Raw genomic sequence first — 24110 nt, 5'->3', positions numbered from 1 at the left:
CGGGGCGGTTCGGCATGGTTACCTCTTGTCCAGGTGGGTAACTCATCCCTCGGTGCGTCCGGCGAGGAGCGGAACACTTCTCGCGGCAACGGGCGTCCCCACCCGAATTCGGACCTGACATCCCGGTCGGCCGGCAGCCGGACGGAATGGGACCCGAGCATCGAGGAGGCCACACCATGCCCGGTGAGATGAGAAACCGTGGAACCGAGCACCGCCCATCGGCGGCCGAGGGGGAGCGGGGGGCGCTGGTGGCGGTATTGGTGATGGTGCTCTTGGGCGTCGCGGGCATATTCGCGCTGTCCTGACCTGGGCCCGGTGCACCCCGGCTGCCACCGGCGGCCGGGGTGCACCGGGTATCGGTCCAGGTCGGCACGGCCCTTCCACTCGGTCGGTCAGTGGCGGCCAGCAGCCACGTGCGCCAGCGGCGAGGGTTAGTCCGGTTGTCGCTGCGGTGCCTGCAGGTGGAGCCGGCCCAGCAGCTGACGGGCCTGCTCGGCATGCTGCTGATCAACGACGACCGCGTACTGGTTGGCGCGCAGTGAACTGGCCGAGGTGAAGTCGCGGCGACCGCCGGTCATCGCATGCGCCACCGCCCCGAACACCGCACCCCAGATCGCTCCGATCACCAGACCGGTGAGGACCACCGCGAGCCAGTTGCCCGCGGTGAAGATGCCGAACAGCAACCCGATGAAGAGACCGAACCACGCGCCGGTACCGGCACCGAGCAGCCCCGCCCGTCCGGTACTGAGCCGTCCGAGGACCGTCTCGACCAGGGTGAGGTCGGTGCCGACGATGGCGGTGTGCTCTACCGGGAACCGGTTGTCCGCCAGGTAGTCGACAACCCGCTGGGCGGTGCGATAGTCCGGGTATGAGCCGATCGTCACCGTCGGCGGCCCCATCCCCGGCCCGTCGCCGTCGCCGCTGGGGGGCGACGGATGACCCGCCGGACCGGAGGGGATGGTGTCGCCGCCCGGTAGTCCGGGACGCCAGGCTGAGCTCGGACGCGAAGGTGTGTTCATGAGTGTCCTCCTTCGTCAACCAACCAGGTTCCCCGTCGGCCAATGGGGTAACCCGTGCTCGCCGAACCACGGGTGGCGGCGCACCGGCGACCAGTAGGCTCGACCGGTGTCCGGGGAAGCGGCAGGCGTGGTGGTGGTCGGCGCGGGTCTGGCCGGGGTGGCGTGCGCCCGTGAACTTGCCCGGGCGGGCGTACCGGTGCAGCTTCGGGAGCGGGGGCGGGTGGCCGGCGGACGGATGGCCAGCCGGCGTTTCGCGGGTCGCCCGGTGGACCTGGGCGCCGCCTACCTGACGGGCAGCGACCCGGGCTTCGCTGAGGTACTGCGGCAGTGGCGGGCGGCGGGCCTGGCCCGCGAGTGGACCGACACCTTTTTCGCGTACCGCGGCGAAGACCGGCGGGAGGTGGTGGGACCCATGCGCTGGGCCGCACCCCGCGGGCTGCGCTCGCTGGTGGAGCAGCTCGCCCAGGACCTGCCGGTGGACCTCGGCCGTCCGGTGCACCGCGTCGGACTCGGTCCGACCGTGGACGGGCAGCCCGGCGCGGCGGTGGTGCTGGCCATGCCCGGCCCGCAGGCGGCGGCGCTGCTGGACCCGGCCCTGACCACCGCGACCAGGGCCACGCGAGCCCAGGGCTGGTCGCCGTCGCTCGCCGCGATGCTGCGCTTCCCGGAACGTTGTTGGGGCGAACTACGCGGCGCCTTCGTCAACGACCATCCGGTGCTCGCGCTGGTCTGCGATGATGGCGACCGCCGGGGCGACGGGGCACCGGTTCTCGTCGCGCACACCACCCCGGAATTCGCCGCCGCGCACCTGACTCAGCCCGCCGCCGCGGCCTCCGCCATCGGGCTGGCGGTTCGCGACCTGCTCGCGTTGCCGATGTCGGCCGAGGAGTTGTACGTGCACCGGTGGACGTACGCGCGGCCGACCGTGGAAGTGACGGCCACCTACCACCTGGACGCCGACGGGATCGGCCTGGCCGGGGACGCCTTCGGCCCGCCCCGCGCCCAGACCGCCTGGCGCTCCGGCCACGACCTGGCCCGGGCCCTGCTCGCCCGCCTCGCCGACCAGTAGCGCCACCCCGCGCCGGGACGGGTTCGGCAGCGGCGGCTACCGGAGCGGCCCGCGTCGGGCAGGTCAACGCGACCGGCGACGGTCGGAAAACGCCGAGGATCGCTGCGGAGTGCCGGTGCGGTGACGGGGTATGCGCGCGAGGTAGTCCATGTGAAGGAGGGCATCATGCCGGAAACCCTCGCGGTGCGGCAGGTCGACATCGGGGCCGCCGTGACCGATATGTGGCGGGCGGTGCTGTTGTTCATACCGAGAGCCATCGCGTTCATCGTGATCCTCGTGATCGGGTGGCTCATCGCCCGAGCCGTCCTCAAGGCGGTGGACGCGGCGCTGGAACGGGTGAACTTCGACCGCGCCGTGGAGCGCGGCGGTATCAAACGGGCCCTGGCGCGTACCAGGTACGACGCCAGTGACATCCTCGCGCGGCTTGCGTACTACGCCGTACTGCTGTTCACGCTGCAGTTCGCCTTCGGGGTGTGGGGACCCAACGCGATCAGCGACCTGATCAGTGGTGTGGTGGCCTGGATACCGCGAGCGTTCGTGGCGATCGTCATCGTGGTGGTGGCCGCGGCGATTGCGAGCGCGGTCCGTGACCTGGTCAGTGGTGCGCTCGGCGGTCTCACGTACGGCCGGGTCCTGGCCGACGCGGCGGCCGTCTTCATCCTGGCCCTCGGTGTGATCGCGGCGCTGAACCAGGTCGGCATCGCCACCACGGTGACCACGCCGGTGCTGATCGCCGTGCTCGCCACGGTGGCCGGCATCCTGATCGTGGGTGTCGGTGGTGGTCTGGTCAAGCCGATGCAGAGCCGCTGGGAGGGCTGGCTGAACCGGATGGCCGAGGAAGGACGGGCCGTCCAGCAGCACCGGCAGGCACAGGGAGCCGGCCGTAGCGACGTCGAACGGCAGATGGCCGACCGGACCGGGCCCGAACGGGAACGGGCGGAGGCGAAGACCCACGAGGCGGCGACCGCGGGTAGCGGTGGTCGCAGGTCAGGCGATGACACCCAACAGTTCGACCGTTGAGTGGCGACCGGAGGACGGGGGTGGTCACCGTGCGGGCCGCCCCCGATCCGGTTCAGAGCGGCGGGAGCGGGGCCGGTCGGGGACCGTCCAGGGACCTGGCCAAAGCGGCGACCGCGAGGAGGCGGGTGAGAAGCCAGTCCGGCGGGCCCGCCCAGTCGATCGGCCCCGCCGGCGGGTGCCAGTCGTGCTCCCGCGCGGCGGCGTGGATTCCCTCCGTGTAGCCGGCCAGGGCAGCGACAGTCAGCGGCCGGCGATCCCCATCCAGGCTCTCCCGGACCGCCGCGGCGTGCTGGTCAACCAGGGCGAGGAGCCCGGGCCGCGCTGCCGCCGCAGCCAGGCCCTCGGTGCCCACGGTGCTGGACAGCGACGCCAGCGTCGTGCGGGCGGCGTCAACGAGCATGCGGGGGTTGACCCGTTCCAACGGTGCGCGCATGGGGAACGAGACTAGCCCGCGGAACCGGCGGTTGACCTCGCCTGGTCAGCGGTTTTGTTCCTCGACCGGTTGGCCGACCGGGCCGGTGTCCCGGCCCGGTCGAAGCGATGTGGGGCCTGCCGAGGGGCGCCCAGCGCGCGCGCCGGTGCCGGTGCGTCCCGTCAGTCGGGGCACACCGGCCCGGCCCGGCGCTGTGACCGACCCGGTGGGCGAAGGTCGGTGTTTGAGATCACATGGTGTCCGGTCCGGTCCGCCCGGTCGTGGACGGGCGATAGGCCCGGTCCGGGTCAGTCGGTTCCCGTCCGGTCCCGGCAGCCTGGCCGCCGCGGTCCACCGCCTGGGGCCCGTGCCCGAACGCGGCCTCCTCTCCGGCGTCGTTTGCGGTTACGTCATCGGCCTGGCCGTCCATCGCCGAACGAGCGATGGCCCGGTCCAGCTCCGCCAGGGGAGTCCGCTCCTCGTCACGCCACGCCTTGTCGTCGGTCATACCTCCGGCGGTACCCGACTTCCGCCCGCGCGAAACCCGCCGACGGCCCCCGGTGGTGCCGGAGGCCGTCGGCGAGGAGCGCTGTGGATCAGGGCTGCGGGCGGTCGACCTTGCCGCGCCAGGCGCCGGTGGCCTGGTCGCGTCCTTCGATGAACTGCTTGAACCGTTCCAGGTCACCCTTGGCCCGGTGGTCCACGACGCCGAGCGTGTCCCCAGCGTGCTCTACCGCGCCGTGCGGCTCGAAATCGAGCTGGAGCGTGACCCGGCTGGTGTGTTCGTCCAACCGGTGGAAGGTGACCACCCCGGCGTGCTGGGCGCCACCGATCGAGCGCCACGCGACTCGTTCGTCCGGGAGCTGTTCGGTGATCTCGGCGTCGAACTCGCGTCGCACCCCGGAGATCTCCACGGTCCAGTGGGTCATCGTCGGGGAGAGGTGCCGCACCTCCTGTACCCCCTCCATGAAGTGTGGGAACTCCTCGAACTGGGTCCACTGGTCGTAGGCGGTGCGGATCGGGACGGCGACATCCACGTATTCCACGACACCACTCATCAGCTCCTCCTCCCCGTCGTCTCTGGCGGCTCGGGCCGGGTGACCGGCCCGGTTACCAGCGGGTCGTCTCGTTGCGGTGGCCGAGCGCGGCCCAGATCTCCGAGATCGTCTGGTAGCGGGTTCCCGTGGGTAGGCGTTCCAACTCGGCGACCAGGTCGGCCGGAGCGTCGTTGTCCCGTGCGTTGGCGACCAGTGTCTCGCGGTCGCCCGGCAGGGCGGTCATCGTGATGAACCGTCCGAGCCGGCTGCGGGCCTCAACATCGTCGGAGCTCATGCCCTGCGGGTTGCCGCTGCGCAGCGCGCCGGCCGGCGACGTGGTGGGCTCCGGTTGGTCCTCGCCCGCCGGCTCCGGCTGACGGAACTCGTTGACGCGCGAGCCGGCCGCTCCTGGACCCTGTACGAGGCCGCTGACCTCGCTCTCCATCTCGTCGTCGAGCCTCGGTCCGTGCTTGCTGCTGCCGCGTTCCATGTCTTCTGCGCTACCCGACGGGCTCCGGGGGTAAACCCCGGACTGATTCGGTTTGTCGGATCGGCCGTGGGGAAAGATCACTGTAGACCCACTGACGCGGAGGAGGATCGAGATGCCCGGGCGGGAGGACATGCCCAGCACGCTGCGACGCTCCCCAGACAAGGCGCAGCGTACCTGGGAGAAGACCCACGACTCGGCCCTGCAGACGTACGGCGGGGGGGAGCGGGCCAGCCGGACCGCGTTCGCGGCGGTCAAGAACGAGTTCGAGAAGGTCGGCGACCACTGGGAGCCGAAGGGCCGCAAGGGTCCGAGCGACCGGCAGGCCGCGGGTGGCGGTCCCCAGCGTCGCGCGGCGACAGCGGGGGGCGTTGACGCGAACGCCAGCAAGGATCACCTGTTGCGGGTCGCCCGCAAACTCGACATCTCTGGCCGGTCAACCATGACCAAGCCGGAACTGGTGCAGGCGATCGAAAAGGTCAACAACCGGCGGACCGCCCAGGCTCGGCAACGGGGCCGGAGCCGTTAAACCCCGGCTCGGAGCCGTTACCCACCCGGTTCCGAGCCATTACACCACCCTTCGGCGCCCGGGCGGCCCACTCACCAGTGGCCGCCGCCCGGCGCCTGAAGGTGGACCACCTTGGTGGCGGTGAACTCGTCGAGCAACTCCGGCCCGTACCCGAAGCCCTGCCCGCTGCCCCGACGTGGATGCGCGGCCCCACCCGGCGCCCCGCCGAAGACCGCGTTGATCTTCACGGTGCCGACCGGGAGGTCCCGGCAGGCGCGCTGCGCATGACTCATCGACGTCGTCAGCACAGTCGCAGCGAGGCCGTACGGCGAGTCGGCCGCGCACCGGAGCCCCGCCGAGAACGAGTCAACCACCACGACCGGGGCGACCGGGGCGAAGGTCTCGTCGCGAACCAGGGGCATGTCCTGCCGGCAGTCCGTGACCACCGTCGCCGGGTAGAAGGCACCCGGCCCATCCGGTAACGTGCCGCCGACCCGAAGCTGGGCTCCCTGCGCAACCGCGGCCGTGACCTGCCCGTGCACGTGGTCGCGGTGTCGCCGGTCAACCAACGGGCCCAGCTCCGTCGCCGGATCGACGCCCGGGCCGGTACGCAGGGCCCGCGCCCGTTCGACCAGGGCGTCGACGAAGTCCTCGGCCACATCCCGGTGTACGTAGATCCGCTCCACCGCGACGCAGATCTGGCCGGCGTTGGCGAACGCACCCATCGCCGCCTGCTCCGCCGCCCACAGTGGGTCCACGTCCGCGTCCACGACGAGCGGGTCGCAGCCACCGTTCTCGAGGAGCACCTTCGCCCCGGTCCGGGCCGCCGCGGCGGCGATCGCCCGGCCGGTGGCGGTCGAACCGACGTGGGCGAGCACGTCCACCGGCTGGGCGGCCAGTGCCGCGCCCACCTCGGGGCCTCCGGTCAGCAGCGAGAGCACGCCGGGCGGTAGCGCCGTGTCCACCGCCTTCGCCAGCAGCCATCCGGTCGCCGGAGTCCGTTCGCTGGGCTTGTAGAGCACCACGTTGCCGGTGACCAGCGCCGCGCCGAGCAGGCCACAGGAGACCGCGACCGGGTCGTTCCAGGGGGTGATCGCGGCGACCACACCGCGGGGCTGCGGCAGCATGAAGTCGATCGCCTCGGCGGCGCCGTGTAGGGTCCGCCCACCGCGGATCGGTGCCAGCTCGGCGTACTGGCGTAGGGTGCCCACGCCCGCCTCCACCCCGCCCCGCGCATCCGCGAGCGGCTTGCCCATCTCCGCGGTGGTGGCCTGCGCCAGCTCGGCGGCGGCCGCCGCCACCGCGTCCGCGGCCCGCTGTAGGGCGACGGCCCGCTCCGCCGGAGGTGTCCTGGCCCACTCGGTGGCGGCGCCCCGCGCCGCCGCCACCGCCTTGCGGACCTCCTCCGCCGTCGCCACCGGCGCCGAGCTGACCGCAGTGCCGTCGGCCGGGTCGTGGACGACCAGGTCGCCGCCCTCGCCGCCCGCCCCCCACACCCCGCCGATGAGCTGAGTAACCGTGTACATGCGGCGATAGATGCCCCGGGTGGCCCCGGGCAAACGCTATTCGCTCCGGTGACCGCCGGCTAACATGATCCAGTGAGTCGAATCGATGTGGCGTCCCCGGACGCCATCGTCGTCGGAGCGGGCCACAACGGCCTGGTGGCCGCCAATCTGCTCGCCGACGCCGGTTGGGACGTGCTCGTGCTGGAAGCGACCGGGGCGCCCGGCGGCGCGGTCCGGTCAGCCGAGGTCACCGCTCCTGGCTACCTGAGCGACCTCTACAGCTCCTTCTACCCCCTTGGCTACGCGTCGCCGGTGCTGCGTCGGCTGGGCCTGGACCGGCACGGGCTGCGGTGGCGACACGCCCCAGATGTGTTGGCGCACCTGCTGCCGGACGGGCGGGCGGCGGTGCTCAACCGCGATCCGGAGACCACCGCCGCCTCCCTGGAGAGCTTCGCGGCGGGTGACGGGGAACGGTGGCTGACGGCCTACGACGACTGGCGCCAGGTGGGCGGCCCGGTGCTGGACGCCATCACCACCCCCTTCCCGCCGGTGCGTAGCAGTCTCGCGCTGCTACGCCGGCTGCGGGTCGCCGGCGCGTTGCGTCTGGCCCGCCGGTTGGCGACACCGGTACGCCGGCTCGGCGACGAACTCTTCACCGGAGCGGGCGGGACGGCGCTGCTCGCCGGCTGCGCACTGCACACCGACCTGGCCCCGGAGGAGGCCGGCTCCGGGGCGTACGGGTGGCTGCTGGCCATGCTCGGTCAGCAGGTCGGTTGGCCGGTGCCGGACGGCGGTGCCCAACAGATCACCGATGCGCTGGTGGCTCGGCTCACCGACCGGGGTGGTCAGATTCGCTGCGGCGCGCGGGTGGATCGGGTGCTGACCGCCCGGGGGCGGGCGATGGGTGTCCGGACCGAGGACGGCGGGCTTTGGCGGGCCCGCCGTGCGGTGCTCGCCGACGTGCCGGCACCCGCGCTCTATCTGGATCTGGTCGGGGCCGACGTCCTGCCACCGCGGCTGGTGGCGGATCTGACCCAGTTTCGCTGGGACGGCTCGACGCTGAAGGTCGACTGGGCGCTCTCCGCCCCGGTGCCGTGGCGGAACCGGGCGGTCGCCACCGCCGGCACCGTGCACCTCGGAGCTGACCTCAACGGGTTGACCAGCTATGCGGCGGCGCTGGCCCGCGGGGAACTCCCCCGGGACCCGTTCTTGCTGGTTGGGCAGATGACAGTTGCCGACCCGAGCCACTCGCCACCCGGTACCGAGTCGTTGTGGTCGTACACCCACCTGCCGTTTCGACGACGGTGGCGGGTCGAGCAGATCGCGGCGCAGGTGCAGCGGATGGAGCAGGTCCTGGAGGAGGCCGCTCCGGGCTTCCGCGCGCTGGTGGTGGGCCGGCACGTGGCGGGACCGGCGGACCTGGAGGCCGGCGACCCGAGCCTGGTCGGCGGGACAGTCGGTGGCGGCACGGCCGCCGCCCACCAGCAGCTCTTCTTCCGCCCGGTCCCGGGACTCGGCCGCGCCGACACCCCCGTTGACCGGCTCTTTCTGGCCAGTTCGTCGGCGCATCCCGGCGCCGGGGTCCACGGCGCGCCGGGTGCGAACGCGGCGCGGGCGGCGTTGGCCCGCGACGCCGCGCTCACCGGTGGTGTGTACGCGGCGACAATCGGCGCCGCCCAGCGCGCGGTCTACCGCTGACCGTGGCGCGGCGTGGTGCGACCCCGCCGGCACCGCGCCCGTCTCGACGCGCTACCTGAGCTGCCGTCGCGACGCGGTCCCGGCGGGCCAGCTCAGCGTTCGACGTTGCGGTGCTTGCTGCGCAGGCGGAACGGCATCAGGGCACTTTCAATCTTGGTGGCGGTGGTCATCTTCGAGGCGCCGTCTCGCCGCTCCTCGAACCGGATCGGCACCTCCAGGATCGTGTGCCCCAGCTTCGTGGCCAGGTAGTGCATCTCCACCTGGAAGCTGTACCCATTGGACTGCACCCGCTCCAGGCCGATGTCGCGCAGCGCGTCGGCCCGCCAGATCTTGAAACCGGCGGTGAGGTCTCGGATCCGTACCCGCAGCAGGGTGTGTACATACAGGTTCGCCCAGCCGCTCAGCGCCCGCCGGTAGAGCGGCCAGTTCTCGTCCAGCTCGCCACCCGGCACGTAGCGCGACCCGATCACCACACCAGCCTGAGTGGACAGCAGCGCGCCCAGCATGCCCGGCAGCGCGTCTGGTGGGTGGGACAGGTCAGCGTCCATCTGCGCCACGAACTCGGCGCCGTCGTCGAGGGCCCGTCCGATGCCGTCAACGTACGCCCGGCCCAGGCCCTCCTTGCCGGCCCGGTGGACGACCTCGATCCGGCCCGGGTGCTCGAGGGCCAGCTTGTCCGCGACCTCGCCGGTGCCGTCCGGTGAGTTGTCGTCGGCCACGAGGACCTTCAACCCCGGCAAGGGCAGCGCGAGTAGCTGTTCCACCAGCGCCGGAAGGTTGCCCACCTCGTTATAGGTCGGCACTACCACGGTCAGGCGCACGTCCCGCCAGGGCGACGGCAACTGCACGGGTTCACTCATGTCGGAAATCCTTGTTTCGCGGGCTTGGCTCCCTGCGAGGGTAGCCAGTGCCCCGGTACGTCGTGTGACTGCTCCCTGGCCGTGGCCCGGCCCACGTTTTCTGTTAACGCCCAGCGTTGCCCAGAGGACACGCTTGGTAAGTGAAAGGCCCTGCTACGCGGGTGGTCGGGCACATTCTGCACGATCGCCGGGGGCACGCCGAATCGGCGCGCGGGTCCCGGTGGTTCGGCAAGCGGGGATGGCCGGCCGGTGGCCGGGTTAGCTTCTCGCGGACGGCGGGTAAGTCCACCACGAGGCCGAGACCGCGTTCGGTCGTCGCGTCCGCGGGGCGGTGGCGTCGGCACCGAGGTTTACTCCCCGGGGCCCAGGGAACCCGCCGGCCGTGCCACAGGTGGAGCCGGATCAGTGTAGGTCGGCCCGGGTAGTAGCCCGCTCCGGCCGGGTTGGTGGGGTTCCCCGTCTCTTTGACGCGGTGCTGCTGGATCGGGATGGCACCCTCATCGAGGACGTGCCGTACAACGGGGACCCGGAGCGGGTGCGACCGATGCCGGGGGCGCGGGCGGCGCTGCACGCGCTCCGCGCGGCGGGCTTGCGGCTGGCGGTGGTGACGAACCAGTCCGGGCTGGCCAAGGGGCTGTTCACCAGGGCGCAGCTGCGGGCCGTGAACGCCCGGGTCGAGCAGCTGCTCGGCCCGTTCGATGCCTGGCTGGTCTGCCCGCACGACGATGCGGATCGGTGCGGCTGCCGCAAACCCGCGCCCAACCTGGTCCACTCCGCCGCCCGCCGGCTCGGCACCACACCGCAACGGTGCGTTCTGATCGGTGACATCGGCCGCGATGTCACCGCTGCCCTGGCTGCCGGCGCCCAGGCGGTGTTGGTGCCCACGCCGCTGACCCGACCCGCCGAGACCAGCGCCGCCCCGTGGGTCGCCGCGGATCTGCCGACCGCGGTAGCCGAGATTCTGCGTCGGCAGACCGCGATCGCCCCGGCCCCCCACCGGCCCACCGCCGCGTCGGCGGCCCCGCCGCCCCTGGCCGCTACTGGGTCCGCGTCGCCCCTGCTTCCGGTGGCGTCCGCGTCGCCCCCGGTCACTGCTGGGCCGGCCCGGCCGGCACGCTCCAGCGGAGGCACCGGAACCGTTCTTGTCGTGCGCTCCGACTCGGCTGGTGACGTCGTCGTTACCGGTCCGGGTATTCGGGCTGTCGCCGCCCACGCGCGCCGAGTCGTCCTGCTGTGCGGACCGCGGGGTCGCGCCGCCGCCGACCTCCTACCCGGCGTGGATACCGTCGTCGTGCACCAACTGCCCTGGATCGATCCGGTGCCCGCACCGGTCACCGGGCCGGACATCGCCGCGCTCACCGCCACCCTCGCCGCCGTCAACGCCGACGAGGCGATCATCTTCACCAGCTACCACCAGTCTCCTCTCCCCCTGGCACTGCTGCTGCGTACCGTCGGTGTGCCGCGCATCAGCGCGATCAGCGACGACTATCCCGGAAGCCTGCTCGACATCCGCCACCGTGTCCCGGTCGGCATCCCCGAGCCCGAACGCGCGCTCTCGCTCGCCGCCGCCGCCGGATACCCCCTACCGTCCGACGACGAACCGGCCCTGCGGCTGCGGCCCGCGTCGCCGCCGCCCGCACGGGCGGGCGCACCGGGCTACGTGGTGCTACACCCCGGCTCGGCGGCACAGTCCCGGGGGTTGCCACCGGACCTGGCGGTGGAGCTGGTCCGGACGCTGGTCAAAGCGGGCCACCGGGTCGTGGTCACCGGCGGTCCGGACGAGGTGGCGCTGACCGCCCGGGTGGCCGGCGGACTCGCCGTTGACCTCGGTGGCGGGACCGAGCTGGCCGAGCTGGCCGCGACCGTCGCCGGTGCCGCCGCGGTGATCGTCGGCAACACCGGCCCGGCCCACCTCGCCGCCGCGTACGGCGTCCCGGTGGTCAGCCTCTTCGCCCCGACCGTCCCGTTCGGTCAGTGGGGACCATGGCGGGTGCCGACCGTTCGGCTCGGCGACCCGGACGCCCCCTGCCGTGGCACCCGCGCCGCCACCTGCCCGGTGCCCGGCCACCCGTGCCTGAGCCGAATCCGACCCGAGGAGGTGCTGACCGCGCTGACCCTGCTCGGCGTGGCGCCGTCTCGACCACCGAGGTCGGCGGAGGCCACCGCCCTGGCCCGGAGCGGCCGATGAACATCCTGCTCTGGCACGTGCACGGCTCCTGGACGACGTCGTTCGTCCACGGCAAGCACCGCTACCTGGTGCCGGTCACCCCAGACCGCGGTCCGGATGGTCGGGGTCGGGCCCGTACCTACCCGTGGCCGGAGAACGCGGTCGAGATCACCCCGGCGGAGTTGGCCACCGCCGAGGTGGACGTGGTTCTCCTGCAACGCCCCGAGGAAGAGGCCCTGGCCACCGGGTGGCTGGGCCGTCGGCCGGGCCGCGACATCCCGACGATCTACGTCGAGCACAACACCCCGAAGGACGGTGCGGTGCCGAACAGCCGACACCCGATGGCGGACCGTGCCGACCTGCTGATCGCTCATGTGACCGCCTTCAACCAGCTTTACTGGGACACCGGTGACACCCGAACGACTGTGGTGGACCACGGGGTCGTACCGCCGACGGTCAGCTACAGCGGCGAGCTGGAGCGGCTCGCGGTGGTGATCAACGAACCGATCCGCCGGTGGCGGGTCACCGGTACCGACCTGCTGCCCCGGTTCGCCGAACTCGCCCCGCTGGACGTGTTCGGCCTCAGGGTGACCGGGCTCGCCGACCGGCTGGGGCTGCCCCCCGACCGCGTGACCAGTCACGACGACCTGCCCCAGGCGCGGATGCACGCCGAGTTGGCGCGGCGGCGGGCATACCTGCACCTGTGCCGCTGGACCTCGCTCGGGCTGAGTCTGATCGAGGCCATGACGATCGGAATGCCGGTCGTCGCGCTCGCCGCCACGGAGGCCGTGATGGCGGTGCCGCCCGGGGCCGGCGCCCTCGCCACCCGGGTGGACGACCTGCTCACCGCCACCGGTCAGTTGCTGGCGGACCCGGCGGGCGCCCGCCGGGCGGGGGCTGTCGCCCGCCGTGCCGCCCGGGACCGGTACGGCCTGGACCGTTTCCTCACCGACTGGGACCGGCTGCTGGAGGAGGAAGTATGCGGATCGCGATGATCTCGGAACACGCCAGCCCGCTCGCGGTCCTCGGCGGGGAGGACGCCGGCGGCCAGAACACGCACGTCGCCGAGCTCTCCGCGGCGCTCGCCGCGGCCGGCCACGAGGTCCGGGTCTACACCCGCTGGGACGCCGTTGACCTGCCGGGAACGGTTCGTTGCCCGGACGGGTACGAGGTGGTCCACGTACCGGCCGGCCCGGCTGAGCCGCTGGCCAAGGACGCCCTGCTGCCACACATGTCGGAGTTCAGCCACTGGCTGACCGAACGGTGGCGTGGCGATCGGTGGACCCCGGAGGTGGTCCACGCGCACTTCTGGATGAGCGGCCTCGCCGCGCTCGCCGCCGGCCGGAAGACCGGGGTGCCGGTGGTGCAGACGTACCACGCGCTCGGTGTGGTGAAGCGGCGATACCAGGGCGTACAGGACACGAGCCCGGCCCGCCGCATCGGGTACGAGCGGCAACTCGGCCGCTCGGTGGACCGGGTGATCGCCCAGTGCCAGGACGAGGTCGGCGAGTTGGTTCGGATGGGGGTGCCCCGGTCGCGGATGACGGTCGTCCCCTCCGGAGTCAACCTCCGTACCTTCGCCCCGCTGGGGCCGGCCGCCGCACGCGACGACGGCCGCCCCCGCATTCTCACCGTGGGTCGGCTGGTCGAGCGGAAGGGCTTCCAGACCGTGGTCCGGGCGATGGCCCACGTGCCGGAGGCGGAGTGTGTGGTGGTCGGCGGCCCGCCGGCAGGGCTCCTCGAAGCCGACCCGTACGCGAGCCGACTTCGCGCCTTGGCGCACAGCTGCGGGGTGGCCGACCGGGTCAGGCTGGCCGGCGCGGTGCCCCGGGAGGAGATGGGCCACTGGTACCGGTCCGCGGACCTACTGGTGGCCGCGCCGTGGTACGAGCCGTTCGGGCTGACCCCGCTTGAGGCGATGGCGTGCGGGGTGCCGGTGGTGGGGACCGCGGTCGGGGGGATCCGGGACACGGTGGTGGATGGGGTGACCGGTGACCTCGTACCCGCCCGGGACCCCCGGGCGCTCGGTACCGCGATCCAGCGACTGCTCGACGACCGGATCCGTCGGTTCGGGTACGCGGCGGCGGCGTTGGATCGGGCTCGGGAGCGCTACGCGTGGGCGGCCACGGCGGAGCGGCTGGTGGACGTCTACGGCGACGTGGCGGCTGTCGGCCGGGCGACCCGGGTCGTGGCCGGATGACACCGCCCCGGTCGCTGTTGGAGGAGCACCTGGCGGGCCTCGCCGCCGCGCTGCCCTCGTATCGCCGGGCCGCCCAGCGACTCCCCGCCTGGGGAGCCGAGCTCGCCCGTACCCTCGCTGGCGGCGGTCGGCTGCTGGTGGCCGGCAACGGCGGTAGCGCCGCCGAGGCGCAGCACCTCACCGCCGAACTCGTCGGCAAACTCCGCGCCGACCGCCAGCCCTTCTCCGCGATCGCCCTGCACGCCGAGACCAGCGCCCTTACCGCCGTCGGCAACGACTACGGCTACGACCAGGTCTTCGCCCGTCAGGTGCACGCCCACGGTCGCCCCGGGGACATTCTCCTGCTGCTGTCCACCAGCGGCCGGAGTCAGAACCTACTCCAGGCCGCGCAGGCCGGCCACCAGGTCGGCCTGCGCTGCTGGGCGCTGACCGGCCCCGCTCCCAATCCGCTGGCCGGTCTCTGCCACGAGACCCTCGCCGTTCCCGCGCCGGACGGGCAGATCGTCCAGGAACTGCACCTGGTCACCAGTCACCTGCTCTGCGAGTACGCCGAGCAGGCGCTGCCGGTGGTCCTGGCCGCCACCGCGGGAACGCCGGAGGGGCTGCCGGTGGCGGGGGTGCCGTTGACCGGCCTGGAGGCCGAGGTGCCGACCGACGTACCGACCACCGGGCCGGTACGGACCGGGGTTGAGGTGGTCCCGGAGGACGGGCAGCAGGTCGAGGGGATGAGGAGGTAGGTGTGAGGGGACCCCTGGTGGTGGTCGGCGACACCCTGCTCGACCGGGACGTGGAGGGGGCGGTGAACCGGCTCTGTCCGGACTCGCCGGTGCCGGTGCTCGACGAGACCGCGTCCACCGACCGGCCGGGTGGCGCCGGCCTGGCCGCGATGTTCGCGGCGGCGGCGCCGGACACCGAGGTCGTCCTGGTGACCGCCCTGGCCGACGATGCCGGTGCCGCCCGGCTCAGCTCGCTCCTCGCCGCGGCCGGCGTCCAGGTGTATGCCCTGGGGTTGGCCGGCGGGACGCCGGAGAAGGTCCGGTTGCGGTCGCAGGGCCGGGTCCTGCTGCGCCATGACCGCGGCGGTGCCGTCGGTGTGCCCAGCCCGCCGGCGGAAGCGGTGCTGCGGGTCATCGCCGGGGCCGCCACCGTGCTGGTCAGTGACTATGGCCGCGGGGTGGCGGGGGAGCCGGCACTGCGGGCGGCGTTGGCCGGCACCCGGGCGCCGGTGGTCTGGGACCCGCATCCCCGGGGGCCGGCCGCGGTGCCCGGGGTGCACCTGGCCACGCCCAACGAGTCCGAGGCACGTGAGCTGGCGAAGGTACCGCCGGGCGAGACTCGGCTGGTGACCGCCTCGCGGGGCGCGCTGGAGTTGCGTCAGCGGTGGCGGGCGCGAGCCGTCGCGGTGACGATGGGCGGGGAGGGAGCCCTGCTCTGCCACGCCGGGCCGACGCCGCTGATCGTGCCCGCGGTCTCCACAGCGGACGGGGATACCTGCGGTGCGGGGGATCGGTTCGCGGCCACCGCCGCCCTCGCCCTGGCCCGGGGCGCGTTGGTCTCCGAGGCGGTGCAGGAGGCGGTCACCGAGGCCTGTGCGTACGTGGCGGGTGGGGGAGTGGCGAGCATGCTGCCGCCACCGGTTGCGCCGTTGCCATCAGTGCTGCCGGGGGTCCCGGCCGAACGGGTTGGCGTGGCGGCTGCCGCCACCGTAGTCGCCGAGGTCCGCGCCGCCGGTGGCACCGTCGTCGCGACCGGCGGCTGCTTTGACCTGCTGCACGCGGGGCACGTGGCGACCCTGCAGGCCGCCCGTCAACTCGGCGACTGCCTGGTGGTCTGCCTCAACTCCGACGCCAGCGTCGCGGCGTTGAAGGGCCCGAACCGGCCGGTGATGCCGCAGGGGGATCGGAGTCGCCTCCTCGCCGCCTTGAGCTGCGTCGATGCGGTCATGGTCTTTGACGATCCGACGCCGCAGGCGGCCCTGACCTGGCTCCGGCCGGATATCTGGGTCAAGGGAGGCGACTATGCCACCGGTGGTGGCGAACCAGCGCTGCCGGAGGCGGAGCTGGTGCGGCGGTGGGGCGGGCACACCGTGGTGGTGCCGTACCTCGATGGGCGCTCGACCACCGAGATGATCGCGGCTGCGCACCGGCGGGGTGGCGCCAGCACCACCACCTCGGCGGCAACGGCGGTGCTGCGGGGAGATCCACCACCCGCGGCGGCGACCCGGCCGCATCGGTCGGCGGGGATCCGATGAACGCCGGGTACACGGTCCTGGTGACCGGCGGGTCGAGCGGGCTGGGCGCGGCGGTGGTCTCGGCGGTGGCCGAGGCGGGCGGGCGACCGTTGGTGGTGGACCGGCAGCCGCCGGCGGAGGGGGTGCCGTGGGCGGCGTGCGATCTGGCCGACACCCGGGCGGCCGAGGCCGTCACCCGAGAACTCGCCGCGGACCACGGCGGCCTGGACGCCGTGGTGACGGCGGCCGGAATGGATGTACCGGGTCGGCTGGCCGAGCTGCCGGGAGAGGTCTGGGACCGGATCGTCACGGTGGACCTGCTCGCCACCGCCGCCGTCGTCCGGGCGGCCCTGCCGTTCCTCGAGAAGTCTCGGGGCCGGATCGTCACCGTCGCCTCAACACTGGGGGTCAAGGCGGTCAGTGACGCGACGGCGTACTGCGCGGCGAAGTTCGGGGTGGTCGGGTTCACCCGCTCCCTCGCCGCCGAGCTCGCCGGCCGGGTCGGCGTGACCCTGCTCATCCCCGGCGGTATGCGCACCGCCTTCTTCGACGCCCGCGAAGCGCAGTACCGACCCGGGCCGGACGCGATCCTCAACGACCCCACGGACACCGCCGCCGCCGTCATGTTCGCCCTGACCCAACCCGCCGGCTGCGCCATCCGGGAACTGGTGGTCTGCGCCGAACAGGAGTCCTCCTACCCGTGATCTTGATCCTTCGGGCGCTGGGCCTCGGCGACCTCGCCACCGCCGTGCCGGCCCTGCGTGCCCTGCGGGTCCGTTACCCCGACGAGCGCCTGGTCCTGCTCGCCCCGCGCTGGTTGGCGCCGCTGGTCGAGCTGATCGGCGGTATTGACGAGCTGGTCGACACCGCCGATCTGGCTCACCCCCGGTGGCGTGGCCCCGCCCCCGACCTGGCGGTTAATCTGCACGGCCGCGGACCCGAGTCCCACCGCCTGCTGGTCGGTACCCGCCCCCGTCGGCTGTTCGCCTTCGCCAACCGGGCCGCCGGGCACCACGACGGCCCCTCCTGGCGGGCCGACGAGCACGAGGTACGTCGGTGGTGCCGCCTCCTGGCCTGGCACGGTGTTCCGACCGACCCGACGGACCTGGGTCTGCGCCGGCCAGCACCGGGGCGGACCCAGACCGGGGCGACTGTGCTGCATCCGGGCTCGAAGATCCCGGGCAAGCGCTGGCCGGTGGAGCGGTTCGCGGCCCTCGGCCGCCAGCTCGCCGGCGCCGGCCACGAGATCGTGATCACCGGCGTCGCCGCCGAGCGCCCCCTCGCTCGCCGGGTCGCGCAACTCGCCGGGCTGCCCGGGCACAGCGTACGAGCCGGCCGTACCGACCTGCAGCACCTCGCCGGTCTGGTCGCCCACGCCCGCCTGCTGGTCAGCGGCGACACCGGCATCGCCCACCTCGCCACCGCCTACGGCACTCCCTCGGTGGTCCTCTTCGGTCCCCACTCGCCGGCCCACTGGGGGCCACCACCCGAACGGACGTGGCATCGGAGCCTCGGGGCGAACGGCGGCGGGGACGGTTCGGACCGGGACGGGGCGGGGCCCCATCCGGCGCTGGCGGCGATCAACGTTGACCAGGTGCTGGTCGCCGTGGCCGAGGTGGAGCGGATGGCGCGGACGGCCGGTGCGACTGCGGCGTAGTGACCCGGGTCGGCCCGGCTACCGGCGCCACCGGCGTGGCCGGGGCTGGGGGTTCTGCGATCCGGCCGGCGAGCCGGTCCGTGATCCGGATCGGCTGGCCCGCCTGCGTGACCTCGTCATCCCGCCGGCCTGGCAGGACGTGTGGATCTCGCCGCATCCGAACGGGCACATCCAGGCCACCGGAGTTGACGCGGCTGGTCGCCGACAGTACCTGTACCACCCGGAGTGGCGGCGCAAGCGGGATGAGGCGAAGTTTGACCACGTGCTCGAGGTGGCCCGGCGGTTGCCCCGGTTGCGCGAGCGCATCGCGGCGGACCTCGACGGTCGGGGTCTGCACCGAGATCGGGTGCTGGCCACGGTCGCTCGGCTGTTGGATCTGGGTGCCTTCCGGGTGGGCAGCGAGCGGTACGCGGCGGGCGACGATCCGACGTTCGGGGTGTCCACCCTGCGTCCGGAGCACGCCCACGCCCGCCGTGGCTGCATGGTCCTCGAGTTTCCGGCGAAGGGCGGAGTCGAACAGGTTCGCTGGATCGAGGACCCGGTGCTGTGTCAGGTGCTGGCCAACCTGCGGCGGCGCCGCCGCGCCGCGGCTCGGCTCTTCGGCTACTGGGACGGCCGGCACTGGCGGGACGTGCGCCGAGACGATGTCAACGGGTATCTGCGGGTGGCCAGCGGTGGTGAGATGACCGCGAAGGATTTCCGGACCTGGCACGCCACCGTTCTGGCGGCCACCGGGCTGGCCGCTGCCGGCGGACAGCGGTCGGCCACCGCTCGCCGCCGCGCGGTGGCCGCGGTCATGCGTGAGGTGGCGGGGTTGCTCGGGAACACGCCGACGGTGGCCCGTACGTCCTACGTCGACCCTCGGGTCGTGGACCTCTACCACGACGGGGTGTTGGCGCCGGTAGGTCGGTGGATGCCCCGCGAGGATGCCGAGCGGGGGGTCCTCGAACTGCTGGCCGAGGCCTGACCGATGTCGGTCGTCCCGAGTCGGGGCAGCCAACCCGCGCCGCGTCGGTGGTCTGGGGCGGTCAGTGGCGGATCGGGTCGGGCTCAGCGGCGAAACATCGCGCGGATCGCGGCGACCAGCAGTAGGCCGCCCACCACCACGCCGAGGAGGCGTACGCCGGGGACGTCGGCCGGGCCGGTCGCCTCGGCCAGAAGTTCGGAGTCCATCCCCGAACTCTCCCGGGCGGCGCGCCACGCTGCAACTGTTAGGTTTATTGACTATTTATTTGGGTGGTGTGACCATGGCAAAGCGCCGCCGGGCGCGGAGACGGGGGAGGGACATGACCGACTGGCCTGCCGAGTGGCCCGAGGTGGCGGCGTGAGCACACGTACGGCGCACCTCGCATCCCTGGCCGCCACTGTCCTTCAGCCGGGCTTCGTCGGTACCACCGCCCCATCCTGGGTGCGTCGTTGGCTGGGGGAGGGGCTCGGCGCGGTGGTGCTCTTCGCCCGCAACGTGGTCGACTCGGAGCAGGTCGCCGCGCTGACCGCGACGCTGCGCGCCGAGCGGCCGGACGTCATCGTCGCCATCGACGAGGAAGCCGGCGACGTGACCCGGATCGAGTCGGGTCTCGGCAGCTCCCGCCCGGGCAATCTGGCCCTCGGCGTGATCGACGATCCGCTGCTGACCGAGGAGGTGGCAAACGACCTCGGCGCGGAGCTGGCGGCGCTGGGGATCACCCTGAACTACGCGCCGGCCGCCGATGTCAACTCCAACCCGGACAACCCGGTGATCGGAGTGCGGTCCTTCGGAGCGGATCCGAACCTGACCGCCCGACACACCGCCGCCTGGGTGCGGGGCCTACAGGCCGGCGGCGTCGCGGCCTGCGCCAAACACTTCCCCGGGCACGGTGACACCCAGGTCGACTCCCATCACGGCCTGCCCCGGATCAGCGGCGACCGGCGCCGGTTAAACGCGGTGGAGCTGACCCCGTTTCGTGCCGCGCTCTCCGTTGGCGTGCAGGCGGTTATGGCCGGTCACCTGCTCCTGCCCGCGCTGGACCCAGACCTACCGGCCACCCTGAGCCGCCGGATCCTCACCGAACTGCTCCGGGACGAGTTGGGCTTCGCCGGAGTCGTGGTGACCGACGCGATGGAGATGCGCGCCGTCGCCGACCGGTACGGCTTCACCGGCGCCGCGGTCCGGGCCCTGGCCGCCGGGGCCGACGCCATCTGCGTCGGTGGCGAGCACGCTGACGAGGATGTGGCTCGGCGGCTGCGGGACGCGATCGTGGCCGCCGTCGTGGCGGGCGAACTACCCGAGGAACGCCTCGTCGAGGCGGCCAAGCGGGTCGACCAACTCGCCACCACCACCGCCGCTCGCCAGGCCGGCCGGACCGCCCGCCCGGCGGCCGGTAGCGGTTCGGCGGTGGGATTCGCCGCCGCCCGCCGGGCCGTCCGGGTCACCACGGAACGTGCCGGGCTGGACGCGCTGCCGCTGGCCGGCCCGGCCCACGTGGTCGAGTTCGCACCGCCCCGCAACCTCGCGATCGGCACCGAGACACCGTGGGGTGTCGCCGCGCCCCTGGCAGCGTTGCTGCCGGGCACCACCGCCGTCCGGTACGCCGAGGGCGAGGTGCCCTCGGACCTCACCGCCGAAGCCGGTGGTCGCCACCTTGTCCTCGTCGTCCGTGACCTGCACCGGCACCCGTGGATGCGGGCGGCCGTGACGCGCGCACTGGCCGACCGACCGGATGCCGTCGTCGTCGAACTGGGCGTACCCGAACTGATCACCGGGGCGGTGCATGTCGCCACCCACGGCGCGACCCGCGCCGGCAGCCGGGCCGCGGCGGAGTTCCTGACCGGGATCGGCTGATCGCGGGTCGGGACGGGAAGTTCGGCACGGGATCGGCTGATCGTGGGCCGAAGCGCGTCAGCGGCTGGAGGAGAGCCTCGCCACCTCGTCGAGGAGCCGATCCACTTCGGTGAGGGTGTTGTAGTGGTACAGGCTGACGCGTACCGCCCCGCCGCTGTCCCGCAGCCCCACCGTCTGGAAGTACTCGTAGGCGTAGTAGTCACCGGCGGAGAGGCAGAACCCCGCCGCGCCGAGCGCCGCCTGGGTCTCGGCCGGAGCCTGGCCGGCCAGCCGGAACGAGACGGTGGGGCAGCGCCGGGCCGGTGAGCCGAGCACGGTGACCGCGGGCAGGTTGGCGAGACCGTCGAGGAGCCGGTCCAACAGCCCCTCCTCGTACCCGCGGGCCGCGCTCAGGCTGCTCCGCAGCCGCTCCCGTCGGCTTCCGGTGGCCGTCGGGTCCAGCCCGGCGAGGTGGTCCACGGCGACGGCGGTCCCGGCCAGCAGCGGAAAACTGGGCGTGCCGTACTCGAATCGATCGGGTACGGAGTCGGCGGAGGGGCGCAGCTTCGCCGGGTGCAGGCGCTCCCAGCACGCCGGATCCGCCGCCACTGCGGCCACGTGCGGGCCAGACCACTTGTAGGCGCTGGTGACCAGGAAGTCCGCCCCCAACGCGGTGCGGTCGGTCGGACCGTGCGGCACCGAGTGCACACCGTCCACGCAGACCAGCGCTCCGACGGCGTGCGCTGCCTTGGCGATCGCCACCACGTCGGGCATCGTGCCGATCGCGTTGCTGGCGGCGGTGACCGCGACCAACCGGGTCCGCTCGTTGACCAGATCGGGGTACTGGCCGGCCGGCAGCTCTCCGGTGTGCGGATCGAACTCCGCCCACCGTACGGTTGCGCCCGCCGCCTCGGCTGCCTGGATCCACGGTCGTACGTTGGCGTCGTGGTCGAGTCGGGACACCACCACCTCGTCGGCCGGCCGCCAGGTTGAGGCGAGGGCGCGGGCCAGGGTGTAGGTGAGCGCGGTCGCGCTCGGGCCCAGCACCACCCCCTCCGGGTCCGTGCCGAGCAGGTCGGCCAGGGCCGTGCGGGCGGCGGCCACCAGCTCCAGCGAGCGTCGGCCGGGAAGGTTGCCGCCGCTGCGGTTGCCCAGCGCCGTACCCATCGTCTCGGTCACCGTGGCGATCACCGGCGCGGCGGTCTGGGTGCCGCCGGCACCGTCGAAGTGGACGTGCCCCTCTGCCAGGGCGGGATACGCGGCCCGAATGCGGGCGATGTCGAACGGCATGAGCGGACCCTAACCCGCGCCGCCGAAGTCGGCGGAGAGTCGCTACGGCGACCGTCTCGTACCCTTGGGCCGTGACGAACCGACACGTTCCCCTCCCCCCGAAAACCCCCCGTCGCACCGCCGGCCTCTTCGTCGGACTGGCGCTCGGTGCCGCCGTGTTGACCGGCTGCGGCTCTGCCGAGGGGGTCTCCACCGACTGTGGGCTGGACGGCTGCACAGTCACCTTCGACCGCGAGACCAACGCCGAGGCCAGCATCCTCGGTATCGAGGCCAGGTTGATCGGTGCCCAGGACGACCAGGTGACCGTCGAGGTCGCCGGTGAGCAGCTCACCCTCACTACCGGGCAGCCGGCCGCCGAGGTCGGCGGGTTCTCGGTCACGCTGGAAGACCTCACCGCCGACCAGGTCGCCATCCAGGTGGCGCAGGGTTCGGGGGGCTGAGTACGGGCGTCCCCTTGGTCCCGGGGCGGATTTCCACCCGCTCCGGGACGGCGTCTCCGGGGTTACTGCCGCCGGTGTGACGTACGGTAGCTCCCGGGCAGGTGCTGTCAACGTCATCGCTCCGGCATCCCCCGGCGGTGCCTTCTGCCTCCTCTGCTGCCGTGACCAGAAGGCTGAACTGGTCGGCCCGGCCGATCAACGGCACCATTGGGCCTTCGCCGGGCGTCCCCGACGTCCGGTGGTGAGGAGGAGAGACCGTGGAGAGCTACCTCGGGACGATCACTGCCGCGCTCGCCGCCGCGGCGGGCGCCCTGTTAGTGGTCAGCGTCGCGCACCGGATAACCCGGCGGCTCGGCCAGCGATCGTTGCTGCTGACCGGGCTGGCCGAGCACGCCCACCGCGCGTTCCAGGTGGCGACGACCATCCTCGCCGTGCAGTTCGCCGTGCGGTTCACCACCGGCTACGCGACCGGCACCAACTGGCGTCAGGCCCTGCTACACATCCTGGTACTCGGGGTGATCGCCGCCACCGCCTGGCTGGTCGCCGCGTTGCTGGTGGTGGTCGAGGACACCGCACTCGCCCGGTTCCAGGTCGAGGTGGCGGACAACCGGCACCGCCGGATTCGTACCCAGGTGGTGCTCCTGCGCCGGTTGACCATCGCGGTGGTTGTCTTCCTTGCGCTCGGCGTGATGCTGATGACCTTCCCCGCTGTCCGTGGGATCGGCGCCGGGGTGCTGACCAGCGCTGGTGTGGTTGGTGTGGTGGCGGCGTTGGCCGCGCAGAGTCTGCTGGGCAACGTCTTCGCCGGTCTCCAGCTCGCCTTCAGTGACGCGGTACGCCTCGGCGATGTGGTGGTCGTGGACGGGGAGTGGGGTCGGATCGAGGAGCTGACCCTCAGCTATGTGGTGTTGCGGATCTGGGACGACCGGCGGTTGATCCTGCCCACGTCGTACTTCACCAGCAAGCCGTTCCAGAACTGGACCCGGAGCGAGGCCGCGGTACTCGGCACCGCCGAGTTCGATGTCGATTGGTCGATCTCGGTGCAGGCGATGCGGGAGGAGCTGCGTCGGCTGGCGGAGAGCAACGAACTGTGGGACGGCCGAGTCTGCGTGTTGCAGGTGATCGACGCGACCGGCGGCATGATCAAAGTGCGCGCGTTGGTCAGCGCGGCGAACGCCGGCAACCTCTGGGACCTGCGCTGTCTGGTCCGCGAGCACCTGGTTGCCTGGGTGTGGAAGCAGCGGCCGACCGCGATGCCCCGCATGCGGGCCGAGGTCGGTGACGCCGGGGGTGGCCAGCCGTGGCAGTGGGCCAATCCCCGTCGCCCGTCGCCGGCCGGCCGACTCGCCGACGGTGCCGGGTCCGACGATGCGCGGATCTTCGGCGGCAGCGAGGATGGCGCCGCCCGCAGCGAGGCCTTCGTCGGGCCGGACGAGGCGGCCGACTCCCGCCGCTGATCACCTCCGCCCCGTCCCTGATCGCCTCCGGCCCGTTGCTCGCCGCCTTCGTTCTGCCGGCTGGTCGTGCCCGACGGCGGGCCCGCGACGGGCATCCGCCACGATCGACGGCTGCGCCGGCTTGGCCGGAGGGGTTAGCGTGACGTGGTCGGGCGGGGGACGTCGGGCCGAGTGCGGCAACGTTTGGAACGGCGTTTTGGGGGGACCTGCTGCGCGACCCCTGACCTGCGCCGGGTGGGGGTGGGCCGGGCGAT

24 protein-coding genes are annotated in these 24110 nt (G+C 72.9%); 15 read left to right on the top strand and 9 right to left on the bottom strand.

Annotated features, from left to right (window positions below):
• Positions 1 to 431 precede the first annotated feature (431 nt).
• On the bottom strand, positions 432 to 899 hold the full coding sequence (locus B118_RS0108410; RefSeq protein WP_202902327.1) for a YflT domain-containing protein: 468 nt from the start codon (positions 897 to 899) through the stop codon (positions 432 to 434).
• A 247-nt stretch (positions 900 to 1146) separates the two neighbouring features.
• Here B118_RS0108410 and B118_RS0108405 point away from each other — a divergent pair, with 247 nt between their 5' ends.
• Both B118_RS0108405 and B118_RS0108400 read left to right on the top strand, forming a co-directional pair.
• Positions 1147 to 2088 (top strand): NAD(P)/FAD-dependent oxidoreductase, encoded by a 942-nt coding sequence (locus tag B118_RS0108405; protein WP_028192637.1) that lies wholly within the window; start codon positions 1147 to 1149, stop codon positions 2086 to 2088.
• Between the two features lie 165 nt (positions 2089 to 2253).
• Positions 2254 to 3108 carry a mechanosensitive ion channel family protein gene (locus B118_RS0108400; RefSeq protein WP_026185258.1) on the top strand — a complete coding sequence of 285 codons (855 nt, stop codon included), beginning with the start codon at positions 2254 to 2256 and terminating at the stop codon, positions 3106 to 3108.
• Positions 3109 to 3160: 52 nt separating this feature from the next.
• On the opposite strand, the gene B118_RS0108395 is transcribed toward B118_RS0108400, so the two are convergent.
• The 4 genes from B118_RS0108395 to B118_RS0108380 form a co-directional block, all read right to left on the bottom strand.
• A complete protein-coding gene (locus tag B118_RS0108395) occupies positions 3161 to 3541 on the bottom strand; it encodes a DUF6401 family natural product biosynthesis protein (protein WP_018220268.1) in 381 nt (126 codons plus the stop codon).
• 229 nt (positions 3542 to 3770) lie between these two features.
• Positions 3771 to 4028, bottom strand: coding sequence for a hypothetical protein (locus tag B118_RS0108390; protein WP_011905647.1), 258 nt, complete (start codon positions 4026 to 4028; stop codon positions 3771 to 3773).
• A gap of 88 nt (positions 4029 to 4116) precedes the next feature.
• Positions 4117 to 4578 (bottom strand): SRPBCC family protein, encoded by a 462-nt coding sequence (locus B118_RS0108385; protein ID WP_018220267.1) that lies wholly within the window; start codon positions 4576 to 4578, stop codon positions 4117 to 4119.
• A gap of 52 nt (positions 4579 to 4630) precedes the next feature.
• Positions 4631 to 5047 carry a DUF2795 domain-containing protein gene (locus B118_RS0108380; protein ID WP_018220266.1) on the bottom strand — a complete coding sequence of 139 codons (417 nt, stop codon included), beginning with the start codon at positions 5045 to 5047 and terminating at the stop codon, positions 4631 to 4633.
• Positions 5048 to 5159: 112 nt separating this feature from the next.
• Here B118_RS0108380 and B118_RS0108375 point away from each other — a divergent pair, with 112 nt between their 5' ends.
• Positions 5160 to 5573 (top strand): ChaB family protein, encoded by a 414-nt coding sequence (locus tag B118_RS0108375; RefSeq protein ID WP_018220265.1) that lies wholly within the window; start codon positions 5160 to 5162, stop codon positions 5571 to 5573.
• 71 nt (positions 5574 to 5644) lie between these two features.
• Here B118_RS0108375 and B118_RS0108370 read toward each other — a convergent pair whose 3' ends face one another.
• On the bottom strand, positions 5645 to 7078 hold the full coding sequence (locus B118_RS0108370; RefSeq protein WP_018826593.1) for an aldehyde dehydrogenase family protein: 1434 nt from the start codon (positions 7076 to 7078) through the stop codon (positions 5645 to 5647).
• A gap of 87 nt (positions 7079 to 7165) precedes the next feature.
• Here B118_RS0108370 and B118_RS0108365 point away from each other — a divergent pair, with 87 nt between their 5' ends.
• Positions 7166 to 8755: a phytoene desaturase family protein gene (locus tag B118_RS0108365; RefSeq protein ID WP_018220263.1), complete on the top strand. Its 1590-nt coding sequence runs from the start codon at positions 7166 to 7168 to the stop codon at positions 8753 to 8755.
• Positions 8756 to 8847: 92 nt separating this feature from the next.
• Here the strand turns inward: B118_RS0108365 and B118_RS0108360 are convergent, their stop codons facing one another.
• Positions 8848 to 9615 carry a polyprenol monophosphomannose synthase gene (locus B118_RS0108360; protein ID WP_018214899.1) on the bottom strand — a complete coding sequence of 256 codons (768 nt, stop codon included), beginning with the start codon at positions 9613 to 9615 and terminating at the stop codon, positions 8848 to 8850.
• 382 nt (positions 9616 to 9997) lie between these two features.
• Between B118_RS0108360 and B118_RS0108350 the strand changes: the two genes are divergently transcribed.
• Genes B118_RS0108350 through B118_RS0108315 form a run of 8 tightly spaced genes read left to right on the top strand, consistent with a single transcriptional unit; the run spans position 9998 to position 18836 of the window.
• The gene (locus B118_RS0108350) at positions 9998 to 11803 is read left to right on the top strand and encodes an HAD-IIIA family hydrolase (RefSeq protein ID WP_028192636.1); all 1806 of its coding nucleotides are present in this window, start codon (positions 9998 to 10000) and stop codon (positions 11801 to 11803) included.
• Positions 11800 to 12777 (top strand): glycosyltransferase family protein, encoded by a 978-nt coding sequence (locus B118_RS0108345; protein WP_028192635.1) that lies wholly within the window; start codon positions 11800 to 11802, stop codon positions 12775 to 12777. The genes B118_RS0108350 and B118_RS0108345 overlap by 4 nt, the downstream gene beginning before the upstream one ends.
• The gene (locus tag B118_RS0108340; RefSeq protein WP_018220260.1) at positions 12762 to 13982 is read left to right on the top strand and encodes a glycosyltransferase; all 1221 of its coding nucleotides are present in this window, start codon (positions 12762 to 12764) and stop codon (positions 13980 to 13982) included. The genes B118_RS0108345 and B118_RS0108340 overlap by 16 nt, the downstream gene beginning before the upstream one ends.
• Positions 13979 to 14719, top strand: a complete 741-nt coding sequence (locus tag B118_RS0108335) for a D-sedoheptulose-7-phosphate isomerase (protein WP_028192634.1) — start codon at positions 13979 to 13981, stop codon at positions 14717 to 14719. The genes B118_RS0108340 and B118_RS0108335 overlap by 4 nt, the downstream gene beginning before the upstream one ends.
• 2 nt (positions 14720 to 14721) lie before the next feature.
• Positions 14722 to 16233: a PfkB family carbohydrate kinase gene (locus tag B118_RS0108330; protein WP_028192633.1), complete on the top strand. Its 1512-nt coding sequence runs from the start codon at positions 14722 to 14724 to the stop codon at positions 16231 to 16233.
• The gene (locus B118_RS0108325) at positions 16230 to 16916 is read left to right on the top strand and encodes an SDR family oxidoreductase (protein WP_028192632.1); all 687 of its coding nucleotides are present in this window, start codon (positions 16230 to 16232) and stop codon (positions 16914 to 16916) included. Before B118_RS0108330 ends, B118_RS0108325 begins: the two co-directional genes overlap by 4 nt.
• On the top strand, positions 16913 to 17869 hold the full coding sequence (locus B118_RS0108320; RefSeq protein WP_028192631.1) for a glycosyltransferase family 9 protein: 957 nt from the start codon (positions 16913 to 16915) through the stop codon (positions 17867 to 17869). The genes B118_RS0108325 and B118_RS0108320 overlap by 4 nt, the downstream gene beginning before the upstream one ends.
• On the top strand, positions 17853 to 18836 hold the full coding sequence (locus B118_RS0108315; protein ID WP_018220255.1) for a DNA topoisomerase IB: 984 nt from the start codon (positions 17853 to 17855) through the stop codon (positions 18834 to 18836). The genes B118_RS0108320 and B118_RS0108315 overlap by 17 nt, the downstream gene beginning before the upstream one ends.
• An 83-nt stretch (positions 18837 to 18919) precedes the next feature.
• Here the strand turns inward: B118_RS0108315 and B118_RS33425 are convergent, their stop codons facing one another.
• Positions 18920 to 19042 (bottom strand): hypothetical protein, encoded by a 123-nt coding sequence (locus tag B118_RS33425; RefSeq protein WP_018220254.1) that lies wholly within the window; start codon positions 19040 to 19042, stop codon positions 18920 to 18922.
• A 151-nt stretch (positions 19043 to 19193) separates the two neighbouring features.
• On the opposite strand from B118_RS33425, the gene B118_RS0108305 reads away from it, so the two are divergent.
• Positions 19194 to 20690, top strand: a complete 1497-nt coding sequence (locus B118_RS0108305) for a glycoside hydrolase family 3 protein (RefSeq protein ID WP_028192630.1) — start codon at positions 19194 to 19196, stop codon at positions 20688 to 20690.
• Between the two features lie 57 nt (positions 20691 to 20747).
• Here B118_RS0108305 and B118_RS0108300 read toward each other — a convergent pair whose 3' ends face one another.
• Positions 20748 to 21959: a cysteine desulfurase-like protein gene (locus B118_RS0108300; protein ID WP_018220252.1), complete on the bottom strand. Its 1212-nt coding sequence runs from the start codon at positions 21957 to 21959 to the stop codon at positions 20748 to 20750.
• Positions 21960 to 22030: 71 nt separating this feature from the next.
• Between B118_RS0108300 and B118_RS0108295 the strand changes: the two genes are divergently transcribed.
• Positions 22031 to 22399 (top strand): hypothetical protein, encoded by a 369-nt coding sequence (locus B118_RS0108295; protein ID WP_018220251.1) that lies wholly within the window; start codon positions 22031 to 22033, stop codon positions 22397 to 22399.
• Positions 22400 to 22656: 257 nt separating this feature from the next.
• A complete protein-coding gene (locus tag B118_RS0108290; protein WP_018220250.1) occupies positions 22657 to 23856 on the top strand; it encodes a mechanosensitive ion channel family protein in 1200 nt (399 codons plus the stop codon).
• Positions 23857 to 24110 lie beyond the last annotated feature (254 nt).

This window comes from Salinispora pacifica CNR114 (genome assembly GCF_000514775.1).
Taxonomy (GTDB): domain Bacteria; phylum Actinomycetota; class Actinomycetes; order Mycobacteriales; family Micromonosporaceae; genus Micromonospora; species Micromonospora pacifica.
Note: the sequence above shows the minus strand (reverse complement) of the source record. Positions and strands in the feature narration are given on the sequence as shown.